The organism is Cupriavidus sp. 21MJTG02-4, assembly GCF_057798975.1.
In genome coordinates, this window is sequence record NZ_JBYOJP010000003.1 from 12,423 (window position 1) to 38,148 (window position 25,726).

Annotated in this window: 24 protein-coding genes; 10 read left to right on the forward strand and 14 right to left on the reverse strand. The window is 67.1% G+C overall.

Translation table 11 applies throughout. The annotated features are described in order from the left end of the window. Positions 1-179 precede the first annotated feature (179 nt). From AC3FKH_RS06350 to AC3FKH_RS06370, 5 genes are all read right to left on the reverse strand, one after another. Positions 180-1,085 carry an alpha/beta fold hydrolase gene (locus tag AC3FKH_RS06350; protein WP_488673901.1) on the reverse strand — a complete coding sequence of 302 codons (906 nt, stop codon included), beginning with the start codon at positions 1,083-1,085 and terminating at the stop codon, positions 180-182. Positions 1,086-1,143: 58 nt separating this feature from the next. Continuing rightward, positions 1,144-2,451, reverse strand: a complete 1,308-nt coding sequence (gene mhpT / locus AC3FKH_RS06355) for a 3-(3-hydroxy-phenyl)propionate transporter MhpT (RefSeq protein WP_488673903.1) — start codon at positions 2,449-2,451, stop codon at positions 1,144-1,146. Positions 2,452-2,534: 83 nt separating this feature from the next. After that, positions 2,535-3,323 (reverse strand): 2-keto-4-pentenoate hydratase, encoded by a 789-nt coding sequence (mhpD, locus tag AC3FKH_RS06360; protein ID WP_488673905.1) that lies wholly within the window; start codon positions 3,321-3,323, stop codon positions 2,535-2,537. A gap of 18 nt (positions 3,324-3,341) precedes the next feature. Continuing rightward, positions 3,342-4,301, reverse strand: coding sequence for a 3-carboxyethylcatechol 2,3-dioxygenase (locus tag AC3FKH_RS06365; protein WP_488673907.1), 960 nt, complete (start codon positions 4,299-4,301; stop codon positions 3,342-3,344). Between the two features lie 2 nt (positions 4,302-4,303). Beyond that, positions 4,304-6,160, reverse strand: a complete 1,857-nt coding sequence (locus AC3FKH_RS06370) for a bifunctional 3-(3-hydroxy-phenyl)propionate/3-hydroxycinnamic acid hydroxylase (protein ID WP_488673909.1) — start codon at positions 6,158-6,160, stop codon at positions 4,304-4,306. 264 nt (positions 6,161-6,424) lie between these two features. Between AC3FKH_RS06370 and AC3FKH_RS06375 the strand changes: the two genes are divergently transcribed. After that, positions 6,425-7,216 (forward strand): DNA-binding transcriptional regulator, encoded by a 792-nt coding sequence (locus AC3FKH_RS06375; RefSeq protein ID WP_488673911.1) that lies wholly within the window; start codon positions 6,425-6,427, stop codon positions 7,214-7,216. Positions 7,217-7,474: 258 nt separating this feature from the next. Here the strand turns inward: AC3FKH_RS06375 and AC3FKH_RS06380 are convergent, their stop codons facing one another. Together AC3FKH_RS06380 and nfsB are read right to left on the reverse strand one after the other, a co-directional pair. Further along, the gene (locus tag AC3FKH_RS06380; RefSeq protein WP_488673913.1) at positions 7,475-8,134 is read right to left on the reverse strand and encodes a carbonic anhydrase; all 660 of its coding nucleotides are present in this window, start codon (positions 8,132-8,134) and stop codon (positions 7,475-7,477) included. A 114-nt stretch (positions 8,135-8,248) separates the two neighbouring features. Next, positions 8,249-8,902, reverse strand: coding sequence for an oxygen-insensitive NAD(P)H nitroreductase (nfsB, locus tag AC3FKH_RS06385; protein ID WP_488673915.1), 654 nt, complete (start codon positions 8,900-8,902; stop codon positions 8,249-8,251). Between the two features lie 163 nt (positions 8,903-9,065). Here nfsB and AC3FKH_RS06390 point away from each other — a divergent pair, with 163 nt between their 5' ends. Further along, entirely contained in the window at positions 9,066-9,998 is a 933-nt protein-coding gene (locus AC3FKH_RS06390; protein WP_488673917.1) for a LysR family transcriptional regulator, read from the forward strand. Positions 9,999-10,107: 109 nt separating this feature from the next. On the opposite strand, the gene AC3FKH_RS06395 is transcribed toward AC3FKH_RS06390, so the two are convergent. Beyond that, the gene (locus tag AC3FKH_RS06395) at positions 10,108-10,479 is read right to left on the reverse strand and encodes a hypothetical protein (protein ID WP_488673919.1); all 372 of its coding nucleotides are present in this window, start codon (positions 10,477-10,479) and stop codon (positions 10,108-10,110) included. Between the two features lie 153 nt (positions 10,480-10,632). After that, positions 10,633-11,604: an aliphatic sulfonate ABC transporter substrate-binding protein gene (locus AC3FKH_RS06400; protein WP_488673921.1), complete on the reverse strand. Its 972-nt coding sequence runs from the start codon at positions 11,602-11,604 to the stop codon at positions 10,633-10,635. Positions 11,605-11,853: 249 nt separating this feature from the next. Between AC3FKH_RS06400 and AC3FKH_RS06405 the strand changes: the two genes are divergently transcribed. The 6 genes from AC3FKH_RS06405 to metC are packed head-to-tail and all read left to right on the forward strand — an operon-like array spanning position 11,854 to position 16,886. Next, positions 11,854-12,681: a transporter substrate-binding domain-containing protein gene (locus AC3FKH_RS06405; protein WP_488673923.1), complete on the forward strand. Its 828-nt coding sequence runs from the start codon at positions 11,854-11,856 to the stop codon at positions 12,679-12,681. 8 nt (positions 12,682-12,689) lie between these two features. Next, positions 12,690-13,436 carry an amino acid ABC transporter permease gene (locus AC3FKH_RS06410; protein ID WP_488673925.1) on the forward strand — a complete coding sequence of 249 codons (747 nt, stop codon included), beginning with the start codon at positions 12,690-12,692 and terminating at the stop codon, positions 13,434-13,436. After that, positions 13,426-14,235, forward strand: a complete 810-nt coding sequence (locus AC3FKH_RS06415) for an amino acid ABC transporter permease (RefSeq protein ID WP_488673927.1) — start codon at positions 13,426-13,428, stop codon at positions 14,233-14,235. The genes AC3FKH_RS06410 and AC3FKH_RS06415 overlap by 11 nt, the downstream gene beginning before the upstream one ends. After that, positions 14,222-15,097 (forward strand): amino acid ABC transporter ATP-binding protein, encoded by an 876-nt coding sequence (locus AC3FKH_RS06420; RefSeq protein WP_488673928.1) that lies wholly within the window; start codon positions 14,222-14,224, stop codon positions 15,095-15,097. Before AC3FKH_RS06415 ends, AC3FKH_RS06420 begins: the two co-directional genes overlap by 14 nt. After that, positions 15,094-15,714: a cysteine dioxygenase family protein gene (locus AC3FKH_RS06425; protein ID WP_488673930.1), complete on the forward strand. Its 621-nt coding sequence runs from the start codon at positions 15,094-15,096 to the stop codon at positions 15,712-15,714. Before AC3FKH_RS06420 ends, AC3FKH_RS06425 begins: the two co-directional genes overlap by 4 nt. Continuing rightward, positions 15,711-16,886, forward strand: a complete 1,176-nt coding sequence (gene metC / locus AC3FKH_RS06430; protein WP_488673932.1) for a cystathionine beta-lyase — start codon at positions 15,711-15,713, stop codon at positions 16,884-16,886. The genes AC3FKH_RS06425 and metC overlap by 4 nt, the downstream gene beginning before the upstream one ends. Before the next feature lie 50 nt (positions 16,887-16,936). On the opposite strand, the gene AC3FKH_RS06435 is transcribed toward metC, so the two are convergent. Further along, on the reverse strand, positions 16,937-19,159 hold the full coding sequence (locus tag AC3FKH_RS06435; RefSeq protein WP_488673934.1) for a rhodanese-like domain-containing protein: 2,223 nt from the start codon (positions 19,157-19,159) through the stop codon (positions 16,937-16,939). 214 nt (positions 19,160-19,373) lie between these two features. Between AC3FKH_RS06435 and AC3FKH_RS06440 the strand changes: the two genes are divergently transcribed. Together AC3FKH_RS06440 and AC3FKH_RS06445 are read left to right on the forward strand one after the other, a co-directional pair. After that, on the forward strand, positions 19,374-20,369 hold the full coding sequence (locus tag AC3FKH_RS06440) for a tripartite tricarboxylate transporter substrate binding protein (RefSeq protein WP_488673935.1): 996 nt from the start codon (positions 19,374-19,376) through the stop codon (positions 20,367-20,369). 23 nt (positions 20,370-20,392) lie between these two features. After that, positions 20,393-22,039 (forward strand): rhodanese-like domain-containing protein, encoded by a 1,647-nt coding sequence (locus AC3FKH_RS06445; protein ID WP_488673936.1) that lies wholly within the window; start codon positions 20,393-20,395, stop codon positions 22,037-22,039. Between the two features lie 57 nt (positions 22,040-22,096). On the opposite strand, the gene AC3FKH_RS06450 is transcribed toward AC3FKH_RS06445, so the two are convergent. From AC3FKH_RS06450 to AC3FKH_RS06465, 4 genes are read right to left on the reverse strand one after another with little or no spacing between them, the layout of a single operon-like run. After that, positions 22,097-22,345 (reverse strand): hypothetical protein, encoded by a 249-nt coding sequence (locus AC3FKH_RS06450; protein ID WP_488673938.1) that lies wholly within the window; start codon positions 22,343-22,345, stop codon positions 22,097-22,099. A 26-nt stretch (positions 22,346-22,371) separates the two neighbouring features. Then, complete coding sequence (locus AC3FKH_RS06455; RefSeq protein WP_488674847.1) at positions 22,372-23,982, reverse strand: DHA2 family efflux MFS transporter permease subunit; 1,611 nt, start codon at positions 23,980-23,982, stop codon at positions 22,372-22,374. Next, positions 23,982-25,088: an HlyD family secretion protein gene (locus tag AC3FKH_RS06460; protein WP_488673940.1), complete on the reverse strand. Its 1,107-nt coding sequence runs from the start codon at positions 25,086-25,088 to the stop codon at positions 23,982-23,984. Before AC3FKH_RS06460 ends, AC3FKH_RS06455 begins: the two co-directional genes overlap by 1 nt. After that, positions 25,085-25,633 carry a winged helix-turn-helix transcriptional regulator gene (locus AC3FKH_RS06465; protein WP_488673942.1) on the reverse strand — a complete coding sequence of 183 codons (549 nt, stop codon included), beginning with the start codon at positions 25,631-25,633 and terminating at the stop codon, positions 25,085-25,087. Before AC3FKH_RS06465 ends, AC3FKH_RS06460 begins: the two co-directional genes overlap by 4 nt. Positions 25,634-25,726: the final 93 nt, after the last annotated feature.

Below are 25,726 nucleotides of genomic sequence, written 5' to 3' on the forward strand. Positions count from 1 at the left end.
CGCCCAGGCCGTCTGGGTGAAGGCGACCCGGTGCTGCCATTTTCCGGTCGCCCCTGGCATGTACGCGCCGGGGAAACCGTGCTCAACGTCGAACTGGCCTGGTCCTCGATGAAATCCGCGAGTGGCAGGGCCAGCGCCGTAACGGCTAGCGGCATGCGCCGTGCGGGAGATCTACCGCGTCAGCGCGCCAGGAAGTCGAGAACAAGGCGATTGAAGGTCTGCGCGTGCTCCCACTGCGCCCAGTGGCCGCAGCGGTTGAAGATATGCATCTGCGCATCCGGAATCCCGGCGATCAGCCGCAGTCCGACATCCATCGGCACGAACCGGTCGTCACGTCCCCAGATCACCAGCGTCGGCGACGCAATCTCGCCGAGCCGCGGACCGTAGTCCGTGAACTGCTTCGGGTTGGCCGCCAGGCTCTTGACGAAATTTTCCAGGTGATCGCGCCGCGCCAGCATATTGTCCAGCCGCGCCTGCATCAGCTCGTCGGTCAATGAGCTCGCGTCGTAGACGAACACGTTCATCATGCGCCTCAGGTTCTCGATGGACGGCTCGCGGTAAAGCCCATTGAGCAGCTTGATTCCTTCGGTCGGCATCGGCGCGAACAGGCTCGGGCCGCCGGTGCCGCCGCCCATCAGCACGAGCTTGCCGGCGCGCTGCGGATGGGCCAGCGCGAACGCCACCGCGCTGTGGCCGCCCATCGAATTGCCGAGGATGTGCACGCGTTCGATGTCCAGCGCATCGAGCACGCCCTTGAGCACGCGGCCATTGAGTTCCGAGCGCGAGCCCGTATTGACCACCGGGTCGCTCTTGCCCCAGCCCGGACAGTCGACCAGCAGCACGCGGTAGCCGGCAGCCGCCAGCGGTTCGACGTTGCGGTTGAAATTGGCCCAGCCGGTGGCGCCCGGCCCCGAGCCGTGCAGCATCACGACCGTCTCGGCACCGGCTCCGGTGTCGTTACAGTGGATGCGAAACCCGGTGTCGCCATCCTTCACGGTGACGAACCGGCTCGTGTTGGCTTCGGTAATGGCCTCGGTAATGGTTTCGGTGTTGGCTTCGGTATTGGCTGGTGCAGTAGCTTGCATGATCGTCTTCCTTGCTGGACTGAATCCGTTCTGAATGAAATGTGTGCCAACGCGCGGCTCAGGCGCCGCGCCCGCCCGGCAATGCCGCCCCGGCTTCGAGCCGCGGCGAGCATGAACCCACCACCGCCAGCGCGGCAATCGCCGCGACCACGATCAGTGGAATGCTGGCCGCCACCAGCATCGATGCACTCTGGCCCAGCGCGAACAACTGACCCGCAACGAGCGGCCCCAGGATCGAGCCGAGCCGGCCAATCGCGACCGCTGCGCCCACGCCGGTGCCGCGCACTTGCGTCGGATAGGCCTGCCCGGCCAGTGCATACAGCACCGACTGCCCGCCCACCAGGAACAGGCCGCAGAAGAACGCGCCCCATGCCATCGAGACGCTGCCACCCGCCCCCGCAAGTCCCGCCAGCGCGGCCGCAATGCCTGCATACATGCCCACTACCGTGAGGCGCGGGCTGAAGCGGTCCATCACGTTGGCGATACCGACCGCGCCGATGCCGCCGCCGATGTTGAACATCATCATGGCAACGCCGGCCTGCACACGCGTCAGGCCGTTGGACAGCACCATCGACGGCAGCCAGTTCATCAGGAAATACAGCACGACGAGCGTGCCCAGATAGCTGATCCACAGCGCGATCGTGGTACGTGTCCGGCGGTCGCCACACAGCGCTTCGGCAAAGCCGGACGAAGCTTCCGCACCCTTCGTCGCTTGAGACACCGATTGAGACTTCGATCGGGACTTGGATTGGGACTTCGCTTCGACGAACTGGGCCGACTCGGGCAGCCACAGCGCGAGCAGCGGCACCATCAGCAGCGGCCCGAATCCACCCACATAGAAGATGTGCCGCCAGCCCTCGTCGCCAGGACTGGCGATGCCGATCGCGGCGGCAAGCGCGGCCCCGAATGGCATGCCGCAGTACATCGCGCCCACGGCCGTGTTGCGCTGCGCGGGCGATGCCGCTTCCGAGCACAGCGCGATCAGGTTAGGCATGGCGGCACCCAGGCCCAGGCCAGTCAGCAGGCGTGCGGCCAACAGGCTTTCGAAACTCCACACCAGCGTCGTCGCCAGCGAGAACCCGCCGAACAGCGCCACCGACAGCATCAGCACGCGCTTGCGGCCAAGGCGGTCGGCAAGGCGCCCGCCGAGCGCCGCGCCCGGCAGCAGACCGATGGCACCGGCACTGAAGGCCCAGCCCATCTGCGCCACGGACAGCGAGAATTCCTTCGCGATACGCGGCGCTGCAACGCCGGCGGACTGCAGATCGAGTCCTTCCAGCAAGGCGATCGCCAGGCACAGGCCAATCGTGGTGATGCTGCCGTTCGTGCGGCGCGCGTCGGCACCGCGGGTGTTCATTGTCTGCATGGCTTGTCTGCTGTCTCTGTGTTCCGCTCTTGGTGGGCGGTTAGGGGTTGTGTGCGTTGGGTCGGGCGGCGATGACGTCCCTGCTACGCGTCAAACGCCGCGCGGACACTGCCGAGCCCCTCAATCTCCGCGGCATAGGTGCCGGGCTCGGTGACGGCGACCATGGGCCCGAGCGCGCCGGTCAGCACCACGTCGCCGGCGCGCAGCGGCGTGCCGAGCTGCACCATGCGGTCGGCAAGCCAGAGCGCCGCGTTGAGCGGGTTGCCAAGGCATGCCGCGCCGCTGCCGCGCGACAGCACTTCGCCATGGCGCGAGAGCGTCATCGCGCAGGCAGTGAGATCGAGCGCGGACAGCGGCACCGGACGGCTGCCGAGCACGAAGCGCGCGCTCGACGCGTTGTCGGCCACGGTGTCGACGAAGCGGATGTCCCAGTTGCGGATGCGGCTGTCGACAACCTCGATCGCCGCGAGCGCGTAGGCGCTGGCGCGCAGGATATCGGCAAAGGTGTGGCGCTCGTGCGTCAGGTCGTGCTCCAGCACCAGCGCGATCTCTGCCTCGACCTTGGGCTGGATCAGGCGCGACAGCGGCATAGGCTGGCTGTCGCCACAGGCCATGCTGGCGAACAGCGCGCCGAAGTCCGGCTGGCCGACGCCGAGCTGCTTCTGCACTGCCAGCGATGTCAGGCCGATCTTGCGGCCGACGATGCGTTCGCCGCTGGCCACGCGGGCGTCGACGTTGACCTGCTGCACGGCGTAGGCCGTGGCAATGTCGTCGATCGCGATCTCGCCGCGCACGGGGGCGATGGTCTGGCGCGAGGCCTCGGCGCCGCGCAGTCGCGCTGCGATGTCGTTGATGAGGGTACGGTCGGTCATCTGTTGTCCTGGATGAGGTCAGGCCGCAGCGGCCAACGCGGCGCGCGGCTCGGCGTGCATGGTGGCGAAGCCCGCGATCCACTCGGGAATGGCGCGGTAGAAGTCGAGCGATGCACGGTACGGCCCGTACGCGGCCAGGGCGCCGAACGCGGCCACCCACGTGCGGATCTCGTGCGCCGACTTGCCGCCATCGCGCGTGATCGCGTCGTTGGTCATGCCATCGACGGCCGTGAGTTCGCCGCACACGAGCAGCGAGAGGAAGGCGCGGTCCCACTCCGGATTGAGCGGGTGGAGGGGGCTGTCGCCGGCCACGAAAGCCTTTGCGGCGGCAACCGTGCGTGCCTGGCGCGCCGCGCGCGCTTCGGCTGACGGGTTGCGCCCGGCGATCAGGCGTTCCGCAACCTCTTCGCTCGCGCCGGCCAGTTCCGGCACCGGCGGTTCGTGCGAGATGCCGCCCGAGCCAACCACCAGCACACGCTTGCCGGTGCGCGACGCGAAGCGGCCAACCGCATCGCCGAGCAGGCGCGCGCGGCGCAGCGTGGCCATCGGCGGCGCCACCGAATTGATGAAGACAGGGATGACCGGGTAGCGGTCCAGGCCGCCGCTCAGCACCGCAAGGGCGTCGGCGCAGCCGTGGTCGACCTGCATCCGGTATGACAGCGCGACATCGATATCGGCCGCCATCACGCTCTCGGCCAGCGACTGCGCCAGGTCCGCGGGCACCGGCAGCTTGCCCGCAAGGCTCCTGAAGTCGCCGATGGCGGTGGCAGCCGCGCCGATGCAGAACGGCGGCATGACGTCATAGAAGAAGCCGTTGAAGTGGTCCGGCGCGAATACCACCACCAGTTCCGGATCGAACGCACGCACGCGCTCGCGCGCCGCGGCCTGCACGCGCTCGACCTCGGCGACGATCTCGGGCGCGGGGTCGACATAGCCGTGCAGCGGCGTATGTGACAGACATTCCAGGTGAATCGGCATCCTCATGCTCCTGCTGCTTGCGTAACGTTGACGGGGTCGTGCGCCGGTCGCTGCGTCGTGCAGGGGCTGGCGGCACCGGCATGCGGCGGCACCTGCGCCATGCCGAGCTTGCCGGCGAGTTCGGTGATGGCCTCCGACACCCGCTGCGGCGAGCACACGCCGGCGACGAAGCGGTCGGGGCGCAGCAGCACGACCGAATGCGGCTGGCGGCTGAACCACTCCTTCAGGCGGCCGCCTGCGTCGCCGATGGCGGTCACGCCTTCGGGCACGTCGTCGGCGTGGCGCAGTTGCACGTCGGGCTTGGCCAGCACGAAACGCATGCCGGCCTGCTCGGCCAGGGCGCGCGCCTGCGGCGTCAGGCCAAAGGTCGGATCAGTGCCCCAACCGATCACGGCAAAGTGGTTGCCGATGGCGTCGTCGAGCAGCGTGAGACGGCCATCGCCGGTACGCACCCGCGGCTGGATGAACATGCGGCCCACCGGCGAGCCGGCAAGCGGATCGCTCCCATACACCAGACGGCCGAGGAAGGATTCGCGCTTCTCGCTCATCAGGCCGAGCAGGCGGCCCGGCGCCGAATTCCCTGAGCGCTCCAGCACGCGCGCGAGCCAGCCACCGCGAGGTTGCGGCGGCGGCAGCAGCACCACGCCCTCCTCGTAGCGCGGCATGGGCTTGAAACGCATCTCGATGAAGTAGCGCTTGACCGACGGCAGTACGTTGAAACTTCGCACGAAGGCGTCGCGCAAGCGCACGCCAAGGCGCGTGTTCGGCGCGAAGATGTCCCCCGCCACTTCGGACAGGTGGATCATCGAACGCGCATGGGCGCGGCGCTCGGCGGTATAGGTGTCGAGCAGGCGCGCACCGGCCAGGCCCTTGGCGACCATGGCGAGCTTCCAGCCCAGGTTGCTGGCGTCACGGATACCGCTGTTGTAGCCCTGCCCCTGCCACACCGGCATGATGTGCGCGGCGTCGCCGGCCAGCAGCACGCGCTCGACGCGGAACGTCGATGCGAGCCGTGCGTTGTGCGTATACACGCGCTGGCGGATGTAGTCGACCTTGTCAGGATCGGCCACCACCTTGCGGATCAGCGCGGCCATGTTCTCCGGCTTCGACAGCTCCTCTTCGGTCTCGCCTGGCATCACCATGAACTCGAAGCGACGAATGCCGTGCGGCAGCGCGGCCGAGACATAGGGACGTTCGTGATCGCAGTGCATGTAGATGTGCGGCGAGCCGACCGGGTCGTTGCGCACGTCCACGACGATCCACTGGTTCGGCTTGGTGCGGCCCTCGAAGGGCACCTCCAGTGCGCGGCGCACCAGGCTGTTGCCGCCATCCGCACCGACCACGTAGGCAGCACGGATGGTGCGGCGCTGACCGCCGCTCGTGGTGACCTCGACGCTCACGCCGGCGCTGTCCTGCGTGAACGATTCGACGCCATGGCCGAACAGCACCTGCACATGCCCGAAGCGCCGCAGCCCTTCGTACAGGACCCGGTCGGCCAGCGGCTGAATGAACGCGTTGCGGCGCGGCCAGCCGAACTCGTCGGTGCGCGGTTCGATGGACGCGAAGCAATAGCCGTCCCTGGTGACAAAGCGCATCCAGTGGTCAGGCGTGGTGTGCGGCAGCAGCGTGTCGGCCAGGCCCACTGCCTGGAAGACGCGCAGCGCTTCGTCGTCGAGCCCGATCGCACGCGGATAGTCGATCAGCTGCTCCAGCTTTTCCACGACCGTGACGCGCACGCCCTGAAGGCCGAGAATATTGGCAATCATCAACCCGACCGGGCCGGCGCCGATGATGGCAATGTCGGTGTCGACTCGGGGAAGACGGTCGGCTTGCGACGTCTGCGTGGCCATGGTGTGCATAGATCTCCTACTGGCAAGGGACGAGCACGCCCCCGCGCTGATTCCGCGCGTACTGGCCGTGCTGCGATGAAGTGGCAAGGGCAGCCGGGGAGCCGGCTGCGGGTCAGGCGCGGCAGCGGCGGCGCGGGCAGCGGATCAGGCAGGACATGGGGGCGTCTCCATTGTTTGCGATTTTGAAAGGAGTCTAGGGATCAGGCGCCGCGTGCTCAAACATTTCTATAAAATGTGCAAGGCATGCACATGATTGATTTTTAAGGAATTTCAGTGAGCAAGTACGCGAACGTGCGAGGGTTGTCACGTGGTCTGCAAGTGCTGCGGGCGTTGAATGCCATGGAAAACGGCCGCGCCTCCAGCCAGCAGTTGAGCGACGCCACCGGGCTGCACCGGACCACGGTGCGGCGTTTGCTGGAAACGCTGGTCGAAGAGGGATTCGTGCGGCGCAGCACATCGGACGACAGCTTCCGCCTGACGCTGGACGTACGCGCGCTCAGCGAAGGCTTCACCGATGACGAACGTATCGCCACGGTCGCACCGCCGATCATGGGACGGCTGATGCAGCGCGTGGTCTGGCCATCGGACCTGACCACACCCGACGGCGACGCCATGATCATCCGCGAGACCACGCACCGCTTCAGCCCGCTGTCATTCCACCGCGCCATGGTGGGCCGGCGCCTGCCGATCCTGCTGACCTCGGCCGGACGCGTGTATTTCTCGATGTGCCCGGATGCCGAACGCGAAGACATTCTTGAAGTGCTGCGCTCGGGCGCTGGCGGCGAGCAGCAACTCAAGCTTGCAATGGATGATGGCTATATCCGCAACCTCATCCGGCAGACGCGCAAGGACGGATTCGGATCCAACCACGGGGACTGGGCGGACCAGCGCAAGATCGGGGCGGTGGCGGTCGCCATCCAGGCGCAGGGGCGGGTGCTCGCCAGCCTGAATGTCATTTACCTGGAGCAGGCGATCAGTCCTGCGGAGGCGACGCGGCGCTTTGTCCCGGAGTTGCAGCTGGCGGCGAAGGAGATGGTCGAGGCGCTGGAGATCAGTGACAGATAGCCGGGAATGCGCTTGCCCAACCCGGGTAACGGGGACGACTCCCCGTTCAGCGATTCGCAGAAGGCGGCCTCCATCAGCCTGGGCGCGTGTCCGCAGGCAGTATCCAGGGCAGATTGGGAAAACTACTGATATTTAGCGATTCACCAGTTGACTCGTCGGTGAAGCATTGGAGAGTGTGCAAAAAACCGTTGCGATGCCGGGCGCGCGGACACTGCGGCGTCGGACCAGGTCCCGCGCAGTCGCCCGCGAACGCAAATATCACACTTGCCGACGGTTGCGCGAAGCCACTGCCACCGTGGTCGGCGACTCGGCGAGCGGCACAAAGCTTCGTGTTGCGCCGTCGAGCGCATCGATGCTGCCGGTCTCGATGTCGTAGACCCAGCCATGCAAGTTCATGCAGCCCTGTTCGAGCGCCAGTGCCACCGACGGATGTGTGCGCAGGTTGGCCAGTTGCGCGATCACGTTCTCACGCACAAGGCCGTCCAGCTTGGCGCGGGGCGTATCGAACTGATGCGCGGCGTTGATCGCTTTCGCAGCGTCGGAATGGCGCAGCCAGTTTGCGACCGCGGGTAGATGGTCAAGGCATGTGCAACGGGAGATCGCGCCCATCGCGCCGCAGTCCGAATGTCCGCAGATCACGATGTCGCGCACTCCAAGGACCGCCACCGCATATTCGACGGTGGCCGATACGCCACCGGGTTCAGGGCCGTAAGAGGGCACAATGTTGCCCGCGTTTCGAATGACGAACAGTTCGCCGGGCTCGCGCTGAGTGAGCAGCTCGGGCACGACGCGGCTGTCCGAGCAGGTGACGAACAACGCCTTGGGATTCTGTGTCGTGGCGAGCTGCTTGAAAAGCTCGACACGCTGGGGATAGACCTCGCGCTGAAAGCGCAGGAAGCCGTCGATGATGTCTTGCATGGCGTCCTCGGATTGGGATATTGGGATGCCGGCACGGCCGTTCATATACACCGCCGTGCCATTGCGGCCACCATTATCGCCGGTATCAGGCGCCGGAAGCGTCGGATCTCCGCTTCAGATGTTCGTGAACACTGCCTCTTTCGGCAGGCGCGACTTCGGCAGTCCGGCATTGAAGTCCTGTTCGCTGCGCCGGCCCAGCGACACCAGTACGACGCTGGTCAGGCCACGCTCGCGCAGGTTGAGCGCCGCATCCAGCGCCGACGCGTCAAAGCCCTCCATCGGCGTCGCATCGATCCCCAGCATGCCAGCGCCCAGCAGCAGACCGCCAAGGGCAAGGTACACCTGCTTTTCCATCCATTGCGGCACATCGCGCAGCGCGTAGCGATGCAAGTCCACATACGAACGCCGGCTCTTGTCCTGGCCTTCGCGGGCGCCTTCGGTCCTGAACCGGCCGTCGCTTTCCTCCTGCGCCAGGATGGCGCGCAGATGCGCTTCGTCCAGGTCGGCACGCATGCACAGGGCGATCACGTGCGAGGCATCGACGATCTTCGGATGGTTGTAGGAAAACGTGCCCGTGGCCGCCCTGGCGATGGTCTCGCGCCCCTCGGGCGTCGACGCCACCACGAAGTGCCACGGCTGCGAGTTGACCGACGACGGGCTGTTGTGCAGCCATGCCAGCAGCATGTCGACCTGTTCCTGGGGCAAGGTCTTGCCGCCTTCATAAGCCTTGACGGTATGGCGGGAAAGCACGGCGTCAGTGAAATTCATGTTCAGCTCCAGTTCATGGTTCGGGAAATACGGGACATACGGGACATCGTTCAACTGCGACGGCTTGTCGCCTGAGCAGCCCCGGCATGTTCGGTATTTTCGTCGCTGCGGTGTTGTCAAAAAACTGGGAAAATGCACCAAGACTTTCACTATGAGAGTGAAAATGATCAGACTCGACGATCTCCAGCTTTTTTTGCGAACCGCGGCGCTGGGCAGTTTCTCGAACGCCGCGCGCGAGGCCGACCTGCTGCCCGGACAGGTCAGCGCTGCCATCCAGCGCCTGGAGAAGGAACTCGACATCCGCCTGTTTGCACGGTCCACGCGCAGCCTGCGGCTCACTGCCGAGGGCGAGCAGTACCTGCCGTATGCGGACGAGGTGCTGTCCAAGCTTAAGGAAGGCCGGGACCGCCTGCACGGCGAGCAGCGTGCATTGCAGGGCACGCTGAAGATCGCCGCTCCGTCAGACCTCGGCCGCAATATCCTGCTGCCGCTACTGACCGCGTTCCGGGAATCCCACCCCAAACTTGTGCTCAGGCTGTCGCTGTCCGACCAGGTCTCCGACGTTTTCCGCGATCCGGTGGACGTTGCCTTCCGGTATGGCATGAACGAAGGCGCTACCTATGTCGCCCTGCCCCTCGCGCCCGACAATCGACGCGTGCTGGTGGCGTCCCCGGACTATCTTCGGCGCCACGGCCGGCCGGCATCGCTCGACGACTTGCTCGCGCACCAGTGCTTGCCATATGTGCTGGGCGGCCGGGTCCATGACCGTTGGAGCTTTCCCGTCGCCGGCGCCCGGCGGCAGATCACCATCAAGGGCGCGCTGATGTGCGACGACGCGGAAATCGCGCGGCGCTGGGCGCTCGATGGACGCGGCATCGCTTACAAGTCCTGGCTCGATGTCTGCGATGACGTCGAAGCAGGCCGGCTGGAACTGCTGCTGCCTGGCCAGCCCGGCGAGCCGGCACCCCTGAACCTGGTCTGCCCGCATCGCCGTCAGTTTTCGCCCGCGGTCAGGTACCTGCACGCCGCGCTGCTCGTCCCGCTGACCGCCATGAGCGCACGGATGCCAGCCTGTACGCCTACGACTGGCGGCTAGGCGGCACGCCCTTGTCGGCGGAATCTTGTCAATTCCCCGGCCGGACCCCTGGAAGCGCGTCGCCATCAGTCAGGCGCAACCGCATGCGGGCATGAATCACGTGCCCCGCTCAGGCCCCGTCGAGGAACGGGCTGCGCCGGCCAAGGCGGGTGCCGAGCGCATCGGGCCCCAGGCCCGCGCTGGCCGGATCGATGCCCTGGCCCGCGCCGCCGGCCACGGTCGGATCGACCGGTGCGGGCGTCATCCCTGGCTGGCCCGGCTGTCCGGCGGTCTGCGCGTATGCATTGCCGCCGGCAGGCATGGTCCCGGCTGCCGCGTTGGCTGACGCCGGTGCGGCCGGGATTGCCTGAGCGCCTTGCATCGGCTGGGCTGATTGCATCGGCTGAGTCGGCTGAACGGGCTGGACCTGCTGCGCGAACAGCGGGTACGACGCGAGCATCGCGCCAGCCATCAACAGGGATTTCGCCAGATGTTGCTTCATTCGATTACCTCCTGGAATAGCCCTAAGGCCTGGGAGTAATCACTGTAGCGGCACGGCGCCTGACATTCTGTTCGATTTTGCAACCGGCATTTACGAGGCTTGCCATCGGGCATGGCAGGCGTTATTCGCATGCGCGCGCCGGTGCGAAGCTGATCAGGCCGGCTTCCATACGGGCGAGGCCGCCACCGTCACCTTGCGTGGCAGGATGCCCTGCGAGGTGAAGGCGTCAGCGATACGCTGCTGCTCGTCGAGCGCCGCGCTATCGACGGGCTGGACGCGATACGTGCGCCTGGCGTTGGCCATTTCCACCGTCGCGGGATCGAGGCCGATCAACGGCGCATGCCAGGCCGCTGCCGCCTCCGGATTCGCCTTGATCCATTCGCCCGCACGGCGCAGCTCGCCGTAGACCAGCGCGAGAACATCGGGCCGGCGCTTCGCATAGGGTGTCGCGGCCAGATAGAAGCGCCGGTAGTTCGAGAGCTTCGTGCCGTCGCGCAGGACACGGGCGTTGGCCTGCCTTTGCACGGCAGCCAGGAAAGGATCCCACACCACCCATGCGGCCACGCTGCCGCGCTCGAAAGCGGCGCGGGCATCGGCAGGCGAGAGGTAGACGGGTTCGATATCGCGAATCGACAGTCCCGCCTCGCCGAGCGCTTCCAGCAACAGATAGTGCGCGCCCGCGCCTTTCGCGAACGCCACCCGCTGGCCCTTGAGCTGAGCGACGGAACGGATCGGCGAATCCTGCCTGACCACGATGGCCTGCGCCGACTGCGACGGTGCCTCGCTGGCGTAGTAGGTAAGGTTCGCACCGGCGGCAAGCGCAAACGGCGGCACCGCGTCCGCGACGTCCGCCGTCAGGTCGAGGCTGCCGACGTTCAATGCCTCGAGCAGGGGCAGGCCCGACGTGAACTCGTGCCATTGCACGGTGATGCCCAGCGGCGCGAGCGCGGCTTCAAGCGTGCGGCGGGATTTCAGCCAGATCGTCAGCGTCGAGGATTTCTGATAGCCGATGCGAAGCGATTCGGCCTCGGCCGCGCATGTCATGTCCGGCAGGACGGCAGCACCCAGGGCGGCAAAACCGCCGAGCAACACGCGCCGGCGGGCAGAGTTGGTTGAGGAGGACATGCGAGACCTTCTTCTGTCTGGACAATCCGCCAGCGTACGCGCGCTGGCAGGCGATGTAAACGAAGCAAGCCGGCTAAGCTTATGCGCCGCGCGCAAATGCCCGCTTGCCGCATTGGAGCGCGTTCAGGCTTGGTTGCAAGTCAGCCTCATGCAGGTCCGCGAGCTCATATCCATATCCAAAAGCGTTCTTTGTTTGCGGCGGCGCCAGCCGATAGCATCGTCTCCTCCTCATTGCCCGGATCCTCAGACATGCCCGCCCCACTGTACCGCCTCGCCGCTGCCACGGTTTTCACTGCGCTGACCCTGAATGCCGCATGGGCGGATGCCACGCTCGATCGCATCAAGCAACGCGGCAAGGTCGCCATCGGCGTGCTGGCCGGCGGCGGCCCCTTTGGCTCCATTGACCCCGCCACGCAGCAGCTCGTCGGCTGGAATCCGGAACTGGCGCGCGACCTTGCGAAGCGGCTCGGTGCGGAACCGGAGCTGGTGCCGGTGCAGCCTTCCAACCGCGTGCAGTTCCTGCAGCAAGGCAAGGTCGACCTGCTGATCGCCTCGATGGAGTACAACCCCGAGCGTGGCGAACTGCTCGGCTACGCGCCCACGCCGTTCTATCGCGTAGGCGGCACGGCAGCGGTGCTCAAGCGCAGCGGGATCGCGGCATGGGAGGACCTGCGTGGCAAGACCGTCTGCGCCTCGCAAGGCAGCAGCTTCGTGAAGCCGCTGCAGGAACAATATGGCGCACAGGTGCGCGGCTACAAGACCTCCGCCGAATCGCTGCTGGCACTGCGCGGCGGCCAGTGCGTCGCAGCGGTGCACGACGCGACCCTGATCCACCCCTTGCTGCGCACCAATGCCGAGTGGGCCGACTATGCCGCGCCCATCCCGGCCGAGATCCTCCCGGCCCCGTCGGTGGTGTGGACGCGCAAGGGCGAGACCGACACCATCGCCGCCGTCGACCGCATCGTGCAGGAGTGGCACCGTTCCGGCTGGCTGATCGCCACGGAGAAGCGCCTCGGCATCGCCCCGCCGCAGCCGCTGCTGCCGGAACTGCAGGCGCGCTTCAAGCGCCCCGCCTGAGTCCTTGCATGATGGATTCTGCGCTGGCCGCCGCCATCGCGGCGCTCAGGCCGCTGGGCCTGGATTACGCCTTCCTGCTCGATGCGGCGGAGCGCTCGGCGTTCCTGCGCGGGCTGGCCATTACGCTTGAGCTGTGCCTGCTGACCATCCCCTGCAGCCTTGCGGCCGGCGTCGTACTGGCGGCGATGCTGACCTCGGGGCGCCGTGCTCTCGCCGCGCCGGCACGCGCCCTGGTCGAGCTCACGCGCAACACCCCCACGCTGGTGCAGCTCTACTGTGCCTTCCTGGTACTCAATATGCTGATCACCCAGCAGTTCACCAGCCGGGGCGCCACCAATCCGCTCACGCCATTCGTCTGGGTCGTGATCGTCGTCTCGCTGCACAAGGCCGCGTTCCATGCGGAGGCGCTGCGCGCGGGCATCGAGGCGGTGCCGCGTGTCACGCTGGAAGCGGCGCGCTCGCTTGCCTTTTCCCGGCGCCAGTTGCTGCTGCAGGTGGAACTGCCGCTGGCGGTTCGTTTCGCGCTGCCGGCACTGATCAACAACCTCGTCGACCTGGTCAAGATGACCGCCGTGGCCTCGGCCATCGCGGTGGGCGACGTGACCTACGAAGCCATCATGATCTGGACCCAACGCGACAACGTACTCGAGTTGCTGTTGCTGATCCTGGTCTGGTTCGGCCTGCTCACCTGGCTCGTCGGCCGTGCCGGCCGGTGGCTGGAAGCCCAACTGAGGATGCCCGGTTATGGCCAGTAATCCAGCACTCCCAGCGCAGCCCGCTTACGCCGCCGCACGGCGCACGCGCCACTCGGCATGGATGACCGCCCTCGCCTTCACCGCCTTGCTGTGCCTGGGCTGGGTCACCATCGGCGGTATCCCGGCCGCGCTGCGCGACCTCTGGACCTGGACGCCCGCGCTGCTGCGGGGGCTGTGGACCAACATCGGCATCAGCGTACTGGCGATGGCGGCCGGAACGCTGGCTGGACTGGTGATCGGCGCCCTGTCGTTGTCGACACGTCCGCCGTTGCGCGGCGCCACACGGATCTGGGTGCAGGCGTTCCGCAATGCGCCGGTGCTCGTGCTGGTCTACTTCACCACCTATGTGTTCCCGTTCGAGCTGCATGTCGCGCACTGGACCCTGCCCTTCCCGGACTGGATCAAAGTGGTGCTGGGCCTGTCGCTGCCGGCCAGCGCCAATGTGGCGGAGATTTTCCGCGGCGCGATTCAGTCGATCCCGGCTGCCCAATGGGAAGCGGCGCAGTCTCTCGCGCTGCGGCGCCGCCAGATCTTCCGCCTGATCGTGCTGCCGCAGTGCCTGCGCCGCATGCTGCCGCCGTGGATGAACCTGTATGCGGCGATCACCATGAGCACGGCGCTCGCCTCGCTGGTCGGCGTCCACGACCTCGTCGATACCGCGCAGGTCGCCAGCAACACGGTAGCACGCACCGACTTCACGATCCTGGTCTACTTCACGTTGCTGGCCCTGTTTTTCTCCTATTGCTATCCGATCGCCCGCGCCACGCGCGCGCTGGAGCGCCGCCATGAACGCCACTGAAGCTTTCCTGCGACGGGCATCCGCCGCACCCTCCGACACCACGCCGCTGGTTCAGTTGCGCGACGTCCACCTGACTTTCGGCGCCAATGCCGTGCTCAAGGGCATCGATATGGACGTGCGGCCCGGCAAGGCCGTCACCATCATCGGTCCGTCGGGTTCCGGCAAAAGCACGATCCTGCGATGCATCACGGGACTGCTGCGGCCAGAGCGCGGACAGATCCGCGTGGGCGCAACCGCAGTGGAGTCGCTGCGCAGCGAGGACGAGCTGATCGCGTTGCGCAAGCGCGTGGGCTTCGTGTTCCAGCAGTACAACCTGTTCCCGCACCTGACGGTGCTGCAGAACCTGGTCATCGCGCCCACCCGCGTGAGCGGCCGCCCGCGCGCCGATGCCGAGCGCGAGGCGCTCGCGCTGCTTGCCAAGGTACGGCTGTCGGACAAGGCCCATGCCTATCCCGGCGAGCTGTCCGGGGGCCAGCAGCAGCGTGTGGCGATTGCCCGGGCACTGGCGATGCGCCCCGAACTGATCCTGTTCGACGAGGTCACGTCCGCGCTCGATCCCGAGACCGTCGGCGAAGTGCTGACCGTGATCCGCGAACTGGTACAGGACGGCATGACCTGTGTACTGGTGACACACGAGATGCGCTTCGCGGCCGAGATCAGCGACCACATTTACTTCACCGAGGCGGGCCGCATCGTCGAACATGGCCCGCCGGCACAGATCTTCGGCCACCCGCAGCAGGAGCGCACGCGCGCGTTCCTGCGCCGGGCGCTGGGCTCGATTCCGCGGCTGCCCGCCGATTTCGACGCGGCGTTTACGCCTGCGCCTTCCCTCTTTCCTGCTGACAGAGTATCCGCACCATGAGCCTTTCTCCTTCCGAACGCCAGGCCGCCCGGCGCGAGGCCGTCGCCACCGCGCTTGCCAACATCCGCCGCCTTGCCGCCGGCGACCCCGACCGTAGCGCGCTCGATTCGATTGCCGTGCGCCTGCAGGACCTCGCCGCCCGGCGCGAGCTGTTCACGCGCGAAGACTTTCCGCCGCCGCCCGATACCACCGCAGGCACCTCCACACGCTACCGGCTCAACCCCGGCGATGGCGATGACCAGGCCGCGCTCTACCTGAACTCGATCCATCCCGGCAAGACCACCATCCCGCACAACCACGACACCTGGGCTGTCATCGTGGCCGTGGAGGGGCGCGAATTCAACCGCGTCTACCGCCGTACCGACGACGGCAGCGAACCCGGCACCGCACAACTGGAGATCGTGCGGGAAGTCACGGTCGAGCCCGGTACGCCGATCGCTTTCCTGGCCGATGACGTGCACAGCATCCATGTCGTCGGTGATGCGCCGACGCTGCACTTCCACTGCTATGGCAGGCCGCTGGAAACGCTGACGGGCCGCTACGGCGTGCGCCCGGAAACCGGCGAGATCGTCAACTACAACACTACGCAGATGCAGCCAAGCAAGGTGGTGGCATGAGCGGCGCGGGCAGGCAAACTCAGCTGCTGCACGCCGGGGCGCCGGCCTTGCGCGATGGCGCCGGCCCGGTCAACGTGCCGGTGGTTCGTACCAGCACGGTGCGCTTTGCCAGCCAGCAGGCGCTGGAGGCGCGCCAGCACCGCCGCGCGGCCGGCGAAAGAGTGGCCGCCTACGGCCGCCACGGGCTCGACACGCATGAGGCACTGGAGTCGGCGCTGATCACGCTTGAAGGTGGTCACCGGGCCTTTCTCGCTCCGTCCGGGCTGTCCGCGATCACGCTGGTGCTGCTGGCCCTGCTCGGCCCCGGCGACCATGTGCTGGTATCCGACAGCGTGTATGCGCCGGTGCGCCGCGTCGACAAGACGCTGCTGCAGCGCATCGGCATCACGGTCGAATACTTTTCGCCGGCGCACGACGACCTCGCCGCGCGGATCCGCCCGCAGACCCGGCTGGTCTACCTGGAATCGCCCGGCTCACTGCTGTTCGAGGTGCTGGACCTGCCGAAGCTCGCAGGCATCGCGCGCGCACGCGGCGTCCCTGTCGCGGTGGACAACACGTGGAGCGGCGGCTGGTTCCTGCAACCCTTGCGGCTGGGCGCCAATATCTCGATTCAGGCCGCGACAAAGTACATCGCCGGCCATTCGGATGTCATGCAGGGCGCGGTCGTGGTGGACAGTCCTGCGTTGGCCGAACGCCTGGCAGCCGCCCACGAGGCGCTGGGGCTGGCCATCAGCGCGGACGATGCCTATCTGTCGCTGCGCGGGTTGCGCACGCTGCCGCTGCGGCTTGCACAGCACCAGCGCAATGCGACCGAGGTCGCGCATTGGCTGCAGCGCCATCCGCAGGTCGGCCGGGTGTTCTATCCCGCGCTGCCGGATGATCCCGGGCACGCGCTCTGGCGGCGCGACTTCAGCGGCGCGAGCGGGCTCGTGTCGTTCGCGTTGCGCGAGGGCAATGCCGGGTCCGCTGCCGCGTTGGTCGACGCACTGCGGCTGTTCGCCATCGGGGCTTCGTGGGGCGGCTACGAGAGCCTTGCGCTGGTCGCTGCGCCCGAACGTCTGCGCGAGCATCGCGGCTGGCAAGACCATGCGCCGGTGGTGCGCCTGCATGTCGGGCTGGAAGACACCGGTGATCTGCTGGCAGACCTGGACCAGGCATTCCACCAGCGTTGATAGCGGCGCGCCGGGAACGGCGCGCCGCTGATCCATGAATCTCCTCTGCTTCAGTCCGCAAGCAGGCGAATGCCGATATCCCCTTCCCGCCCCAGCTGCGCGACCAGTCCGACTTCCCAGTCCAGGTAGGCGCGGAAGCCGGCATCGCGCAACGCGGTGTCGGCGTAATGGTAAGGGCTGTACCAGTGGTCATCCGCCCCGGTCAGCACGCCTTGCGCCCCCGTGCCCAGCGGCAGGTCCGCCGCCGCCCAGGCCTGCGTGCCGCCGGACACGAAGCGGACGTCGCGCCCGCTTCGGGCCGCGAGTTCCGCCGCCACGATCCGCGCCAGCACCCCGTCAGAGGATGTGACGATGATGGCCTGGCCGGCGGGAACGTCGCAGACAATGTCCGCCAGCTTGTCAGGCACGGCAAACCGCGCACCGGATACATGACGCTTCTCGTATGCGACGCGACGCTCGACGTCGAAGACCTGCGCGCTGCCGGACTGCAGCAACGCATCGGCCTGCAGCGGCGACACTGACGGCACCGGCGGCCGCGACGACAGCACGCGCAGCGGTTCCGCTCCGGTGTCGAGCGCAGCGTTGGCGGACGGCGCGTACACGAACACCTCATGCGCGCCAAGCTGTGCCAGCCAGGCAGCAGTGGTCAGCGCGCGCACGCCGTCCCAGTCGGCCAGCACGACGCGTGCCCCGCGCGTGGCTGCGTATTCGTCCGTGGCCTGCACGAGTTGCCCGCCCGGCGCCCAGCGCCACCCGGGCAGGTGGCCGGCTTCGTATTCGGTGCGCGTGCGAATGTCGAAACGATACAGGGTGCGCTGCCCGGCTTCGCTTTCCAGCCGGCGCAAGCCATCCTCATCCAGGCGCCGTACACCGGCGCGCGCGGCGACGGCCTCGGCGCGCCGGCGCGCCGTCTCCAGGGCGGCACCGGCCGGCTCCGGCAGCGGCGTATGGCGCCCATGAGCAAGGGTACGGCCAGCCAGCAGCCAGGCCATGGTGCCGTCCTTGAGCGAAACGACCCGGTTCGGCACGCCGGCGTCGATCAGCGTCTGGGCACCAACGATGCTGCGCGTGCGGCCGGCGCAGTTCACGACCACCAGCGTCTCGGGCCTTGGCGCCAGTTCGCCGATGCGGTACACCAGTTCCGCGCCAGGCAGGCTGTGTGCAAACGGCAGGCTGAAGTCGGCGAATTCCTCTGTCGTACGGCTGTCGACGACCACCACGTCATCACCGCGCCCGATGCGCTGGTGCAGTTCATCCGCATCGATCCATGGCGTGTGCTTGCGGTGCTCGATCACCTCGCCAAAGGTCTTGCTCGGCACATTGCTGCCGCTGAAGACTTCGAATCCCGCTTCGGACCAGCCGGCCGTGCCGCCGCTCAGCACCGACACGTTGCGCCAGCCCAGGCGCAGCAGCTTCGCGGCGGCCTCGTGAGCCAGCCTGTCGCCGTCATCGCCGCCGTCGGCCAGAACGATGCGCGTATCCCGGCGCGGCACCAGGCGGTCGATCAGCAGCTCCAGCCGCCACAGCGGCGCCGATGCCGCCAGCAACAGGTGGCCGCGCGCGAACACACCGGTCTCGCGTACGTCGAGCAAGGCGATTTCGTCGCCGTCGGCCAGCGCGGCCTTCAACGCCGCCGCATCGATGGCGGCATGGGCGATGCGTCTGGGCGGGCCGAAGTGCCGGTAGGTTCCGCCCGCAGTGCTTTCGAAGACCACGCGCTTGTGCAGACGGTCCAGCGCCAGGCCATAGAAATGAAGATGCAGCCCCGGCTCGTCGCCGATCAGTTCAATGGTATGGACATCGTGGGGCAGCAGCGTCACCGAGCCGCCTGCGGCGACATCGGCGCGGCCCGTCTCGTTCAGGCGGTCTTGCGCAGGGTCGGCCGTGGCTTCGCGGCGATAGAAGACGTTGCGCTCATTGCCCGCGATACCGGCGATGATGGCCCACGTCGTATGGTCGTGCGGAGGCTGCGCCTTGCCGGGCAGCCCTGCCGAGACATACAGCGCATAGCGGCCGTCGAGGTCTTCCGAGAGACGATAGACCTGCGCCGGATTGGCACTCGAAACCGGAAAGTGCGCGGCAGGAAACAGTTCGCGCTGCAAGCCAAGCCGCTCCAGTGCGCGCGCCACATGCTGCAGGGTCTCGCGGTCCGGCTCTGGCGTGCCGGCGAGCCATTGCCGGGCTTCGGCGATGAACGCCGCCACGGCGGCATGGCGCCGGCTTGCAACATCGTTGCCCGACACCGCTGATGGGGAGAGGATTGGTTGGGTCATGCGGCGACTGTAACGCCGCCATCACGCCGTGCCAAAGAACGCTTCCGAGTATCGACATGCAATGGGCGAAGGGGTATTGCAAGTTCATGGAAGGCCGGCCTTTCGCATATCCATAGGCTTAAAGATTCGTTGGTAGCCGGCAGGCGGCTTCGTAACCTGATTGGCCCGGCCAGTCCCGTCTTCGACTGGCTGTTCGCCGACAGAGGTCAATTCGATGCTTCGCCGCCCCCTCCTGCGCGCCCTGGTCGCGTTCGCCATCGCCCCGGCAGCCATTCACGCACCGGCGCGCGCCACGCCGGCTCCCGCCAGCGCCCCGTTCCCCTCGCACGCCGTGCGCATCGTCGTGCCAGTCTCCGCCGGCGGGAGCGCCGACAAGCTGGCGCGGACGCTGGCTTCGAAGCTCAGCGAGACCTGGCAACAGCCGGTGGTCGTCGAGAATACGGTGGGCGCCAGCGGCACCCTTGGCGCGGCACAGGTTGCCAAGGCGAAGCCTGACGGTCATGTCCTGCTGCTCGGCGGCGAAGGCGTGACGCTCAATGCGTCGCTGTTCAGGCAACTTCCCTATGACTCCAGTCACGCCTTCCGTGGCGTCACCAAGGCCGTCGTGAACCCGCAGGTGCTGGTGGTCAGGCGCGACCTCGGCGTGCGCACCTTCCAGGAGTATGTGGCGCTGGCGCGCCGCAAGCCGGGCGAGCTTACGCTGGGCCTGCCGGGCAACGGCGGTATCGCGCACGTTGCGCATGAGATGCTGTCGCGCCAGCTCGGCATCAAGGTCAACTACATCCCGTACGCCGGGGGCGCGCCGGCAACGGTCGACCTGCTCGGCGGCCATATTGACGCCACCCTCATCACGCTCGCGGCCGTCACCGACTATGTGCGCGCCGGCCGCGTGACCGCGCTGGCCGTCACGACGGCGTATCGCTCCAAAGCCCTGCCGAACGTGCCGACCCTGGCCGAAGCCGGGGCGCCCGGCTTTAGCGTGGAGAGCTGGCAGGGCCTGCTGGCCCCCGCCGCCACGCCGACCGAGGTGGTCGACAAGATCAACCGCGATGTCGCCGCGGTGCTGCACGACCCGGCCACCCGCAGCCAGCTTGAAGCGGCCGGCTACGTCGTCGTGGCATCGACGGCTCAGGAGCTTGACACCACGCTGGCACGCGACCTGCCACGGTATGCGTCGGTCATTGCCGAGTCCGGCATCACCCTGCGCTGACACCCCTTCTGCCAAGTCACGACATGACCCGTACCATCGACGCCGCCACGCTGCACGCGTGGCTCAACGACGCCGGGCCGATCGCCCTGTTCGACGTGCGCGAGCACGGTCAGCACGGCGAAGGCCATCCGTTCTTCGCGGTGCCTCTGCCCTACAGCCGGCTGGAACTCGAGGTCGGCCAGCTTGCGCCACGCCGCGCCGAACGCATCGTGCTGTTCGACGATGGCGATAGCGAGAACGCCGTGGCATCGCGCGCGGCACAGCGCCTGGCGGTGCTCGGCTACGGCAACCTGGCCGTACTGGAAGGTGGCGCGCCGGCGTGGGCCAGGGCAGGCCTTACGTTGTTCAAGGGCGTCAACGTGCCCTCGAAGACGTTCGGGGAACTGGTCGAGCATTTCACGCACACGCCTCGCCTGAGCGCCGACGAATTCGTCGGTCGCCGCGCTGCCGGCGAAACGTTCGTGCTGGTCGACGGCCGCACCGCGGAAGAACATCGCAAGATGACCATTCCCGGCGCGCTGAGCTGTCCCAACGGAGAGCTGGCGCTGCGCCTGCCGGCGCTGCTGGTCAACCCGAATACGCCCGTCGTGGTGCACTGTGCCGGCCGCACGCGCAGCATCATCGGCGCGCAGACGCTGCGTGACCTGGGGCTGCCCAACCCGGTGCTGGCGCTGGAGAACGGGACGCAGGGCTGGTACCTCGCCGGGCATGCCCTGGAACACGGCAGCGAGCGGCTCGTCGCCGCCACAGCGGCCGGCCCGGTGCTTGCCGCGGCGCGCAAACGCTCGGCCGGCCTGCTGGCGCGCTTCAACCTGCCATCGCTGTCGGCAACGCAGGCGCAGCAATGGCTCGACGACCCGGATCGCACCACGTATCTGTTCGATATCCGCTCTGCGGAGGAATTCGCTCGCGGCACGATTGCCGGCGCGGTCCATGCACCTGGCGGCCAACTCGTGCAAGCCACGGATCGCTACATCGGCGTGCGTGGCAGCCGGGTCATCGTCTTCGACAATGACGGTGTGCGGGCGCCTGTCATTGCAAGCTGGCTGCACCAGCTTGGCTTCGACGCTGCCGTGCTTGCCGACGGCATCCGCGCCGCATTGAACCTTCGCGGATGCGCCCGGCAGGATGGTTTGGACACGCTCCCGGTACTGGATGCCGCAGCACTGCGGACACTGCACCGGCAAGCGCCTTCGCCAAGCATCGTGGACCTGCGCGAGAGCGCCGCATTCGATCAGGGTCATGCGCACGGCGCGGTCTGGGCGATTCGACCGCGGCTGCTGGCGCAACTGCGGGCGACAGGCGCAGACCCGTCAGATCCGGTGGTGCTGATTGCAAGTGAGCCTGGCATTGCCGCACTGGCCGCAAAGGACTTGCACGATGGGGGCTTCCGCAAGATTTTCCGCACCGAGGATGGCATGCGCACATGGCAGGCCGCCGGCCTGCCCGAATGCTTGCAGCCCGAGCCCTTGCCGCCGCAGGCGCGAATCGACTACCTGTTCTTCGTGCATGACCGCCACGAAGGCAACCGTGAGGCGGCCCAGGCCTACCTTGCGTGGGAAACCGGCCTGATCGGGCAATGTACGCAGGAAGAACTAGGAACCTTTCGCCTCGCTGCCCGCGACGCTGACGCACACCAGCGCGGCAAAGGACTTTCGGAAGCGGGCTGAATGACCTTGAAGCGATCGACTTCGCACCAGCTCATGGTGATTGATCCTCGATCCGCCCTATGCCCCCGGCTCGATACGGCCGCCCCGGCGGTCGAGGAACCGCAGCGTCGTGCCGCCGCTTCCCGGCCGCACGGCGTGGGCTTCGGCATCGGCCAGTGGTTGCGGCGTCTGGCAATAGCTATTGCCCGCGCGTGCGCACGCCACGCCGGTCTGGCGCGACCGGTCGGTATTGGCGTGCACGGCCGAGCACGCGCACGCGGCAAGCATCGCGGCGCAGTTCAGAAGTATCTTCAGGTCTGATCTCATGGCGGGACTCCTCTTGCCGTGCAAGCTCAGTGCGCATCCGCGGACGGTGCCTTCGGCGGCGCGACTTTGCGCATCAGGGGGACCATCGCGGTGGCAATCACGAAACACGCCATGACGATCAGGAAGGCATCGCTGAACGTCTGTGTCTGGGCTTCGCGCCAGGCGAGCGCGAAGAGCTGCTTCAGCGCGGCCGTTTGCGCATCGACCAGATCGTGGCCGGCCGCGGCCATCTGGCTGGCCGCGCCCTGCAGGAACGCACCCATGGCTTCGTTGCGGATATTCAGGTGCTCCGCCTCGCGCAGGAAATGCAGATTGCCGCGATCGTTGAGCACGGTGGCGCAGGCCGCGATGCCAATGGCGCCGCCAAGGTTGCGCATCAGGTTGAACAGGCCCGATGCGAGCTTGAGCCGTTCGGGCGGCAGGCTTCCCAGTGTCAGCGTGACCGTCGGAGCCACGGCGAACTGCTGTGCCATGCCGCGCAGCGCCTGCGGCAACAGCAGTTCGGACCCGCCCCAATCGTGCGTGATCGGCGCGAAGAACCACATTGACAGCGCAAACAGGCCGAGTCCGAACATCATCAGCCAGCGCAGGTCGACGCGATTGGCCAGGAACGCATAGAACGGGATCGAAGCGACCTGGAACACGCCCGTCGAAAAGATTGCCAGGCCGATGTCCAATGCGCTGAAGCCACGCACGCGTCCCAGGAACAAGGGGGTCAGGTAGATCGTCGCGAAGATGCCGATGCCGGTGACGAATGAGAAGAAGCAACCCAGTGCGAAATTCCGGTCGCGCAGCGCGCGCAGATCGACGACCGGATTCGCATACGTCAGCGATCGCCAGACAAAGGCCACGCCCGACAATCCGGCGATCCATGCGGTCGCGACGATCACTTCGTCCCCGAACCAGTCCCAGCGCGGACCCTCTTCCATGGTGTACTCGAGGCAGCCAAGGAACAGCGCCATGAGCGTGATACCCAGATAGTCGGCACCGCGCAGCAGCGACCAGTTCGGGCGATCGACCTTGACCAGCATCGGCACGGCCACCGTGACAAAGATGCCGGGCACCAGGTTGATGAAGAACAGCCAGTGCCACGAGAAGTTGTCAGTAATCCAGCCACCGATGGTCGGGCCGAGCGTCGGCGCGAGCGACGCAAGTGCGCCGATGGTGGCCGCGGCGATCACGCGCTGCGGGCCCGCAAAAAATGCAAATGCGGTGGTAAACACGAGCGGTATCATGGACCCGCCCAGGAAGCCCTGTGCCGCGCGGAACGCGATCATGCTCTGGATATTCCACGCCACGCCGCAAAGCAGGCTTGTCGCCGTAAAGCCGGCCGCCGAGGCGGCAAACAGCCAGCGTGTCGACATCACGCGCGAAAGCCAGCCCGAAAGCGGGATCACGATGATCTCCGCAATCAGATAGCTGGTCTGAACCCAGACCGTCTCATCGGCGCCCGCCGACAGGCCCCCGCCGATATCGCGCAGCGACGCGGAGACGATCTGGATGTCGAGCAGCGCGATGAACATGCCTACGCACATGGTCGCGAACGCGAAGATCTTGGCTGGCGTGGATAGCGAAGCCGGTGATTGCAGCGCCGGTGCCGGCGCAGCGGCCCGCCGCTCGAGGGTGGCCGTATTCATCATTGCACCTGCTTCGAAGGGTGCGTATCGACTTGCGCGATCACCGACAAGCCGGGGCGAATGATGCCGAGCGTCGCATCTTTCTCGTCGAGCTGGATGCGTACCGGCACGCGCTGGACGATCTTGGTGAAGTTGCCGGTCGCGTTTTCGGCTGGCAGCACGCTGAATTGTGCGCCCGTCGCCGGCGCGAGGCTGCCGACACGGCCATGGAAGACGCGTCCCGGAAGCACATCGGCCTCGATCGTGACGGGCATGCCCTCGCGCATATGCGCGAGCTGCCCTTCCTTGAAGTTCGCATCGACCCACAGTCCGCTGGACGGGACGATGGACAGCAACTGGCTGCCGCTGCCGGCATAGGCGCCGACGCGCGCACGCCGGTTGCCCACCGTGCCGTCGACCGGCGCGCGCAGCTCGGTGTAGCCAAGGTTCAGCCTGGCGATGTCGCGCTCGGCAACGGCCTGTGCGAGCGCCGCCTTCGCCTGCAGCTTCTGCGTGCCGATGACCTCGAGCTGGCGCTGCGCCGCGAGCAGCGACGCCTGCGCTTTTTCGCTGTTGGCCGCCGCCTGCTTGTAGTCGGCGTCGGCCTTCTGCGAACTCTGGATCGACACCGCCGATTTCTCGACCAGACTCGCATAGCGCAGCTGATCCTGGCGCGCGCGCACGGTATCGGCATTGGCGCCCGAGATACCGGCCCGCGCCTGGCCGATCACGGCCTCCTGCAGCCGCTGCGTGGCTTCGAGGTTTTCGAGCAGCGCCTGCTGCGCCGCCACCGCGCCTTCCGCCTTGGCGAGCGCGGCACGGTAGTCGCGATCGTCGATACGCACGAGGACGTCGCCCGCGTGCACGGGCTGGTTGTCGGTCACGGCGACTTCGGCAATATAGCCGGCAACCTTCGCGCCGATCACGGTCACGTCGCCGCCGACGTAGGCGTCGTCGGTGCTCTGCACGAAGCGCGCTTCATTCCACCAGTGGTAGCCGTAGCCTGCGCCGGCCAGTCCCGCGACCAGCAGCGCGCCGGTCGCGATCAGCTTCTTCGTAGCGGGGCGCGGCTTCGCCGCCGGAACGGGCTGCTCGCCCGCGCGTTCGGTCATGGTGTCGCTCGTCATGGCACTTCCTTTCTGCACTGAGGTTCGAGGGAATTCGGATTCGTGGCGGACGCGGCCGGCGCATGTGCCACGCGATGCAGCTTCTGCCGCATGCGCTCGCTGGCAGCCGGACCGGGGCCAAGGACATAAGCCGCTTCGGTGATGCGCCTGCCGTTGGCGGCATCGACCAGCACGGGCTCGACGCGTGCGCCGGTCTCGCGGTCCAGCAGTTGCACGCTTTCGCCTTCGGGAGAGAAATGCCGGTTGCCCCACGCCAGCAGCGCCACCAGCACGGGGCGGAAGTCGCGGCCGCGCGGGGTCAGCACGTATTCGAAGCGCGGCGGCCGCTCGCAGTAACTGCGCCGTTCCAGCAGTCCCTCATCGACAAGCGAACCGAGCCGACGCGCGAGCATGTTGGGCGCGATGCCGAGGCTCTTCTCGAACTCGTCGAAGCGCGCCGTGCCGTAGAACGCCTCGCGCAGGATCAGGACGCTCCACGCGTCACCGATGCGCGCAACCGTCCGGGCGATCGGGCAAGGCGCCTTGTCCAGTGGCCTTCTCTGCATGATTGTCATCCCTTTCAATTCGGGGTTGCTATCAACTTGCAAGTTAGTCTAGAGTGGTGACTATCATGTTGCAAGTTAATTTTTCAACGTGCA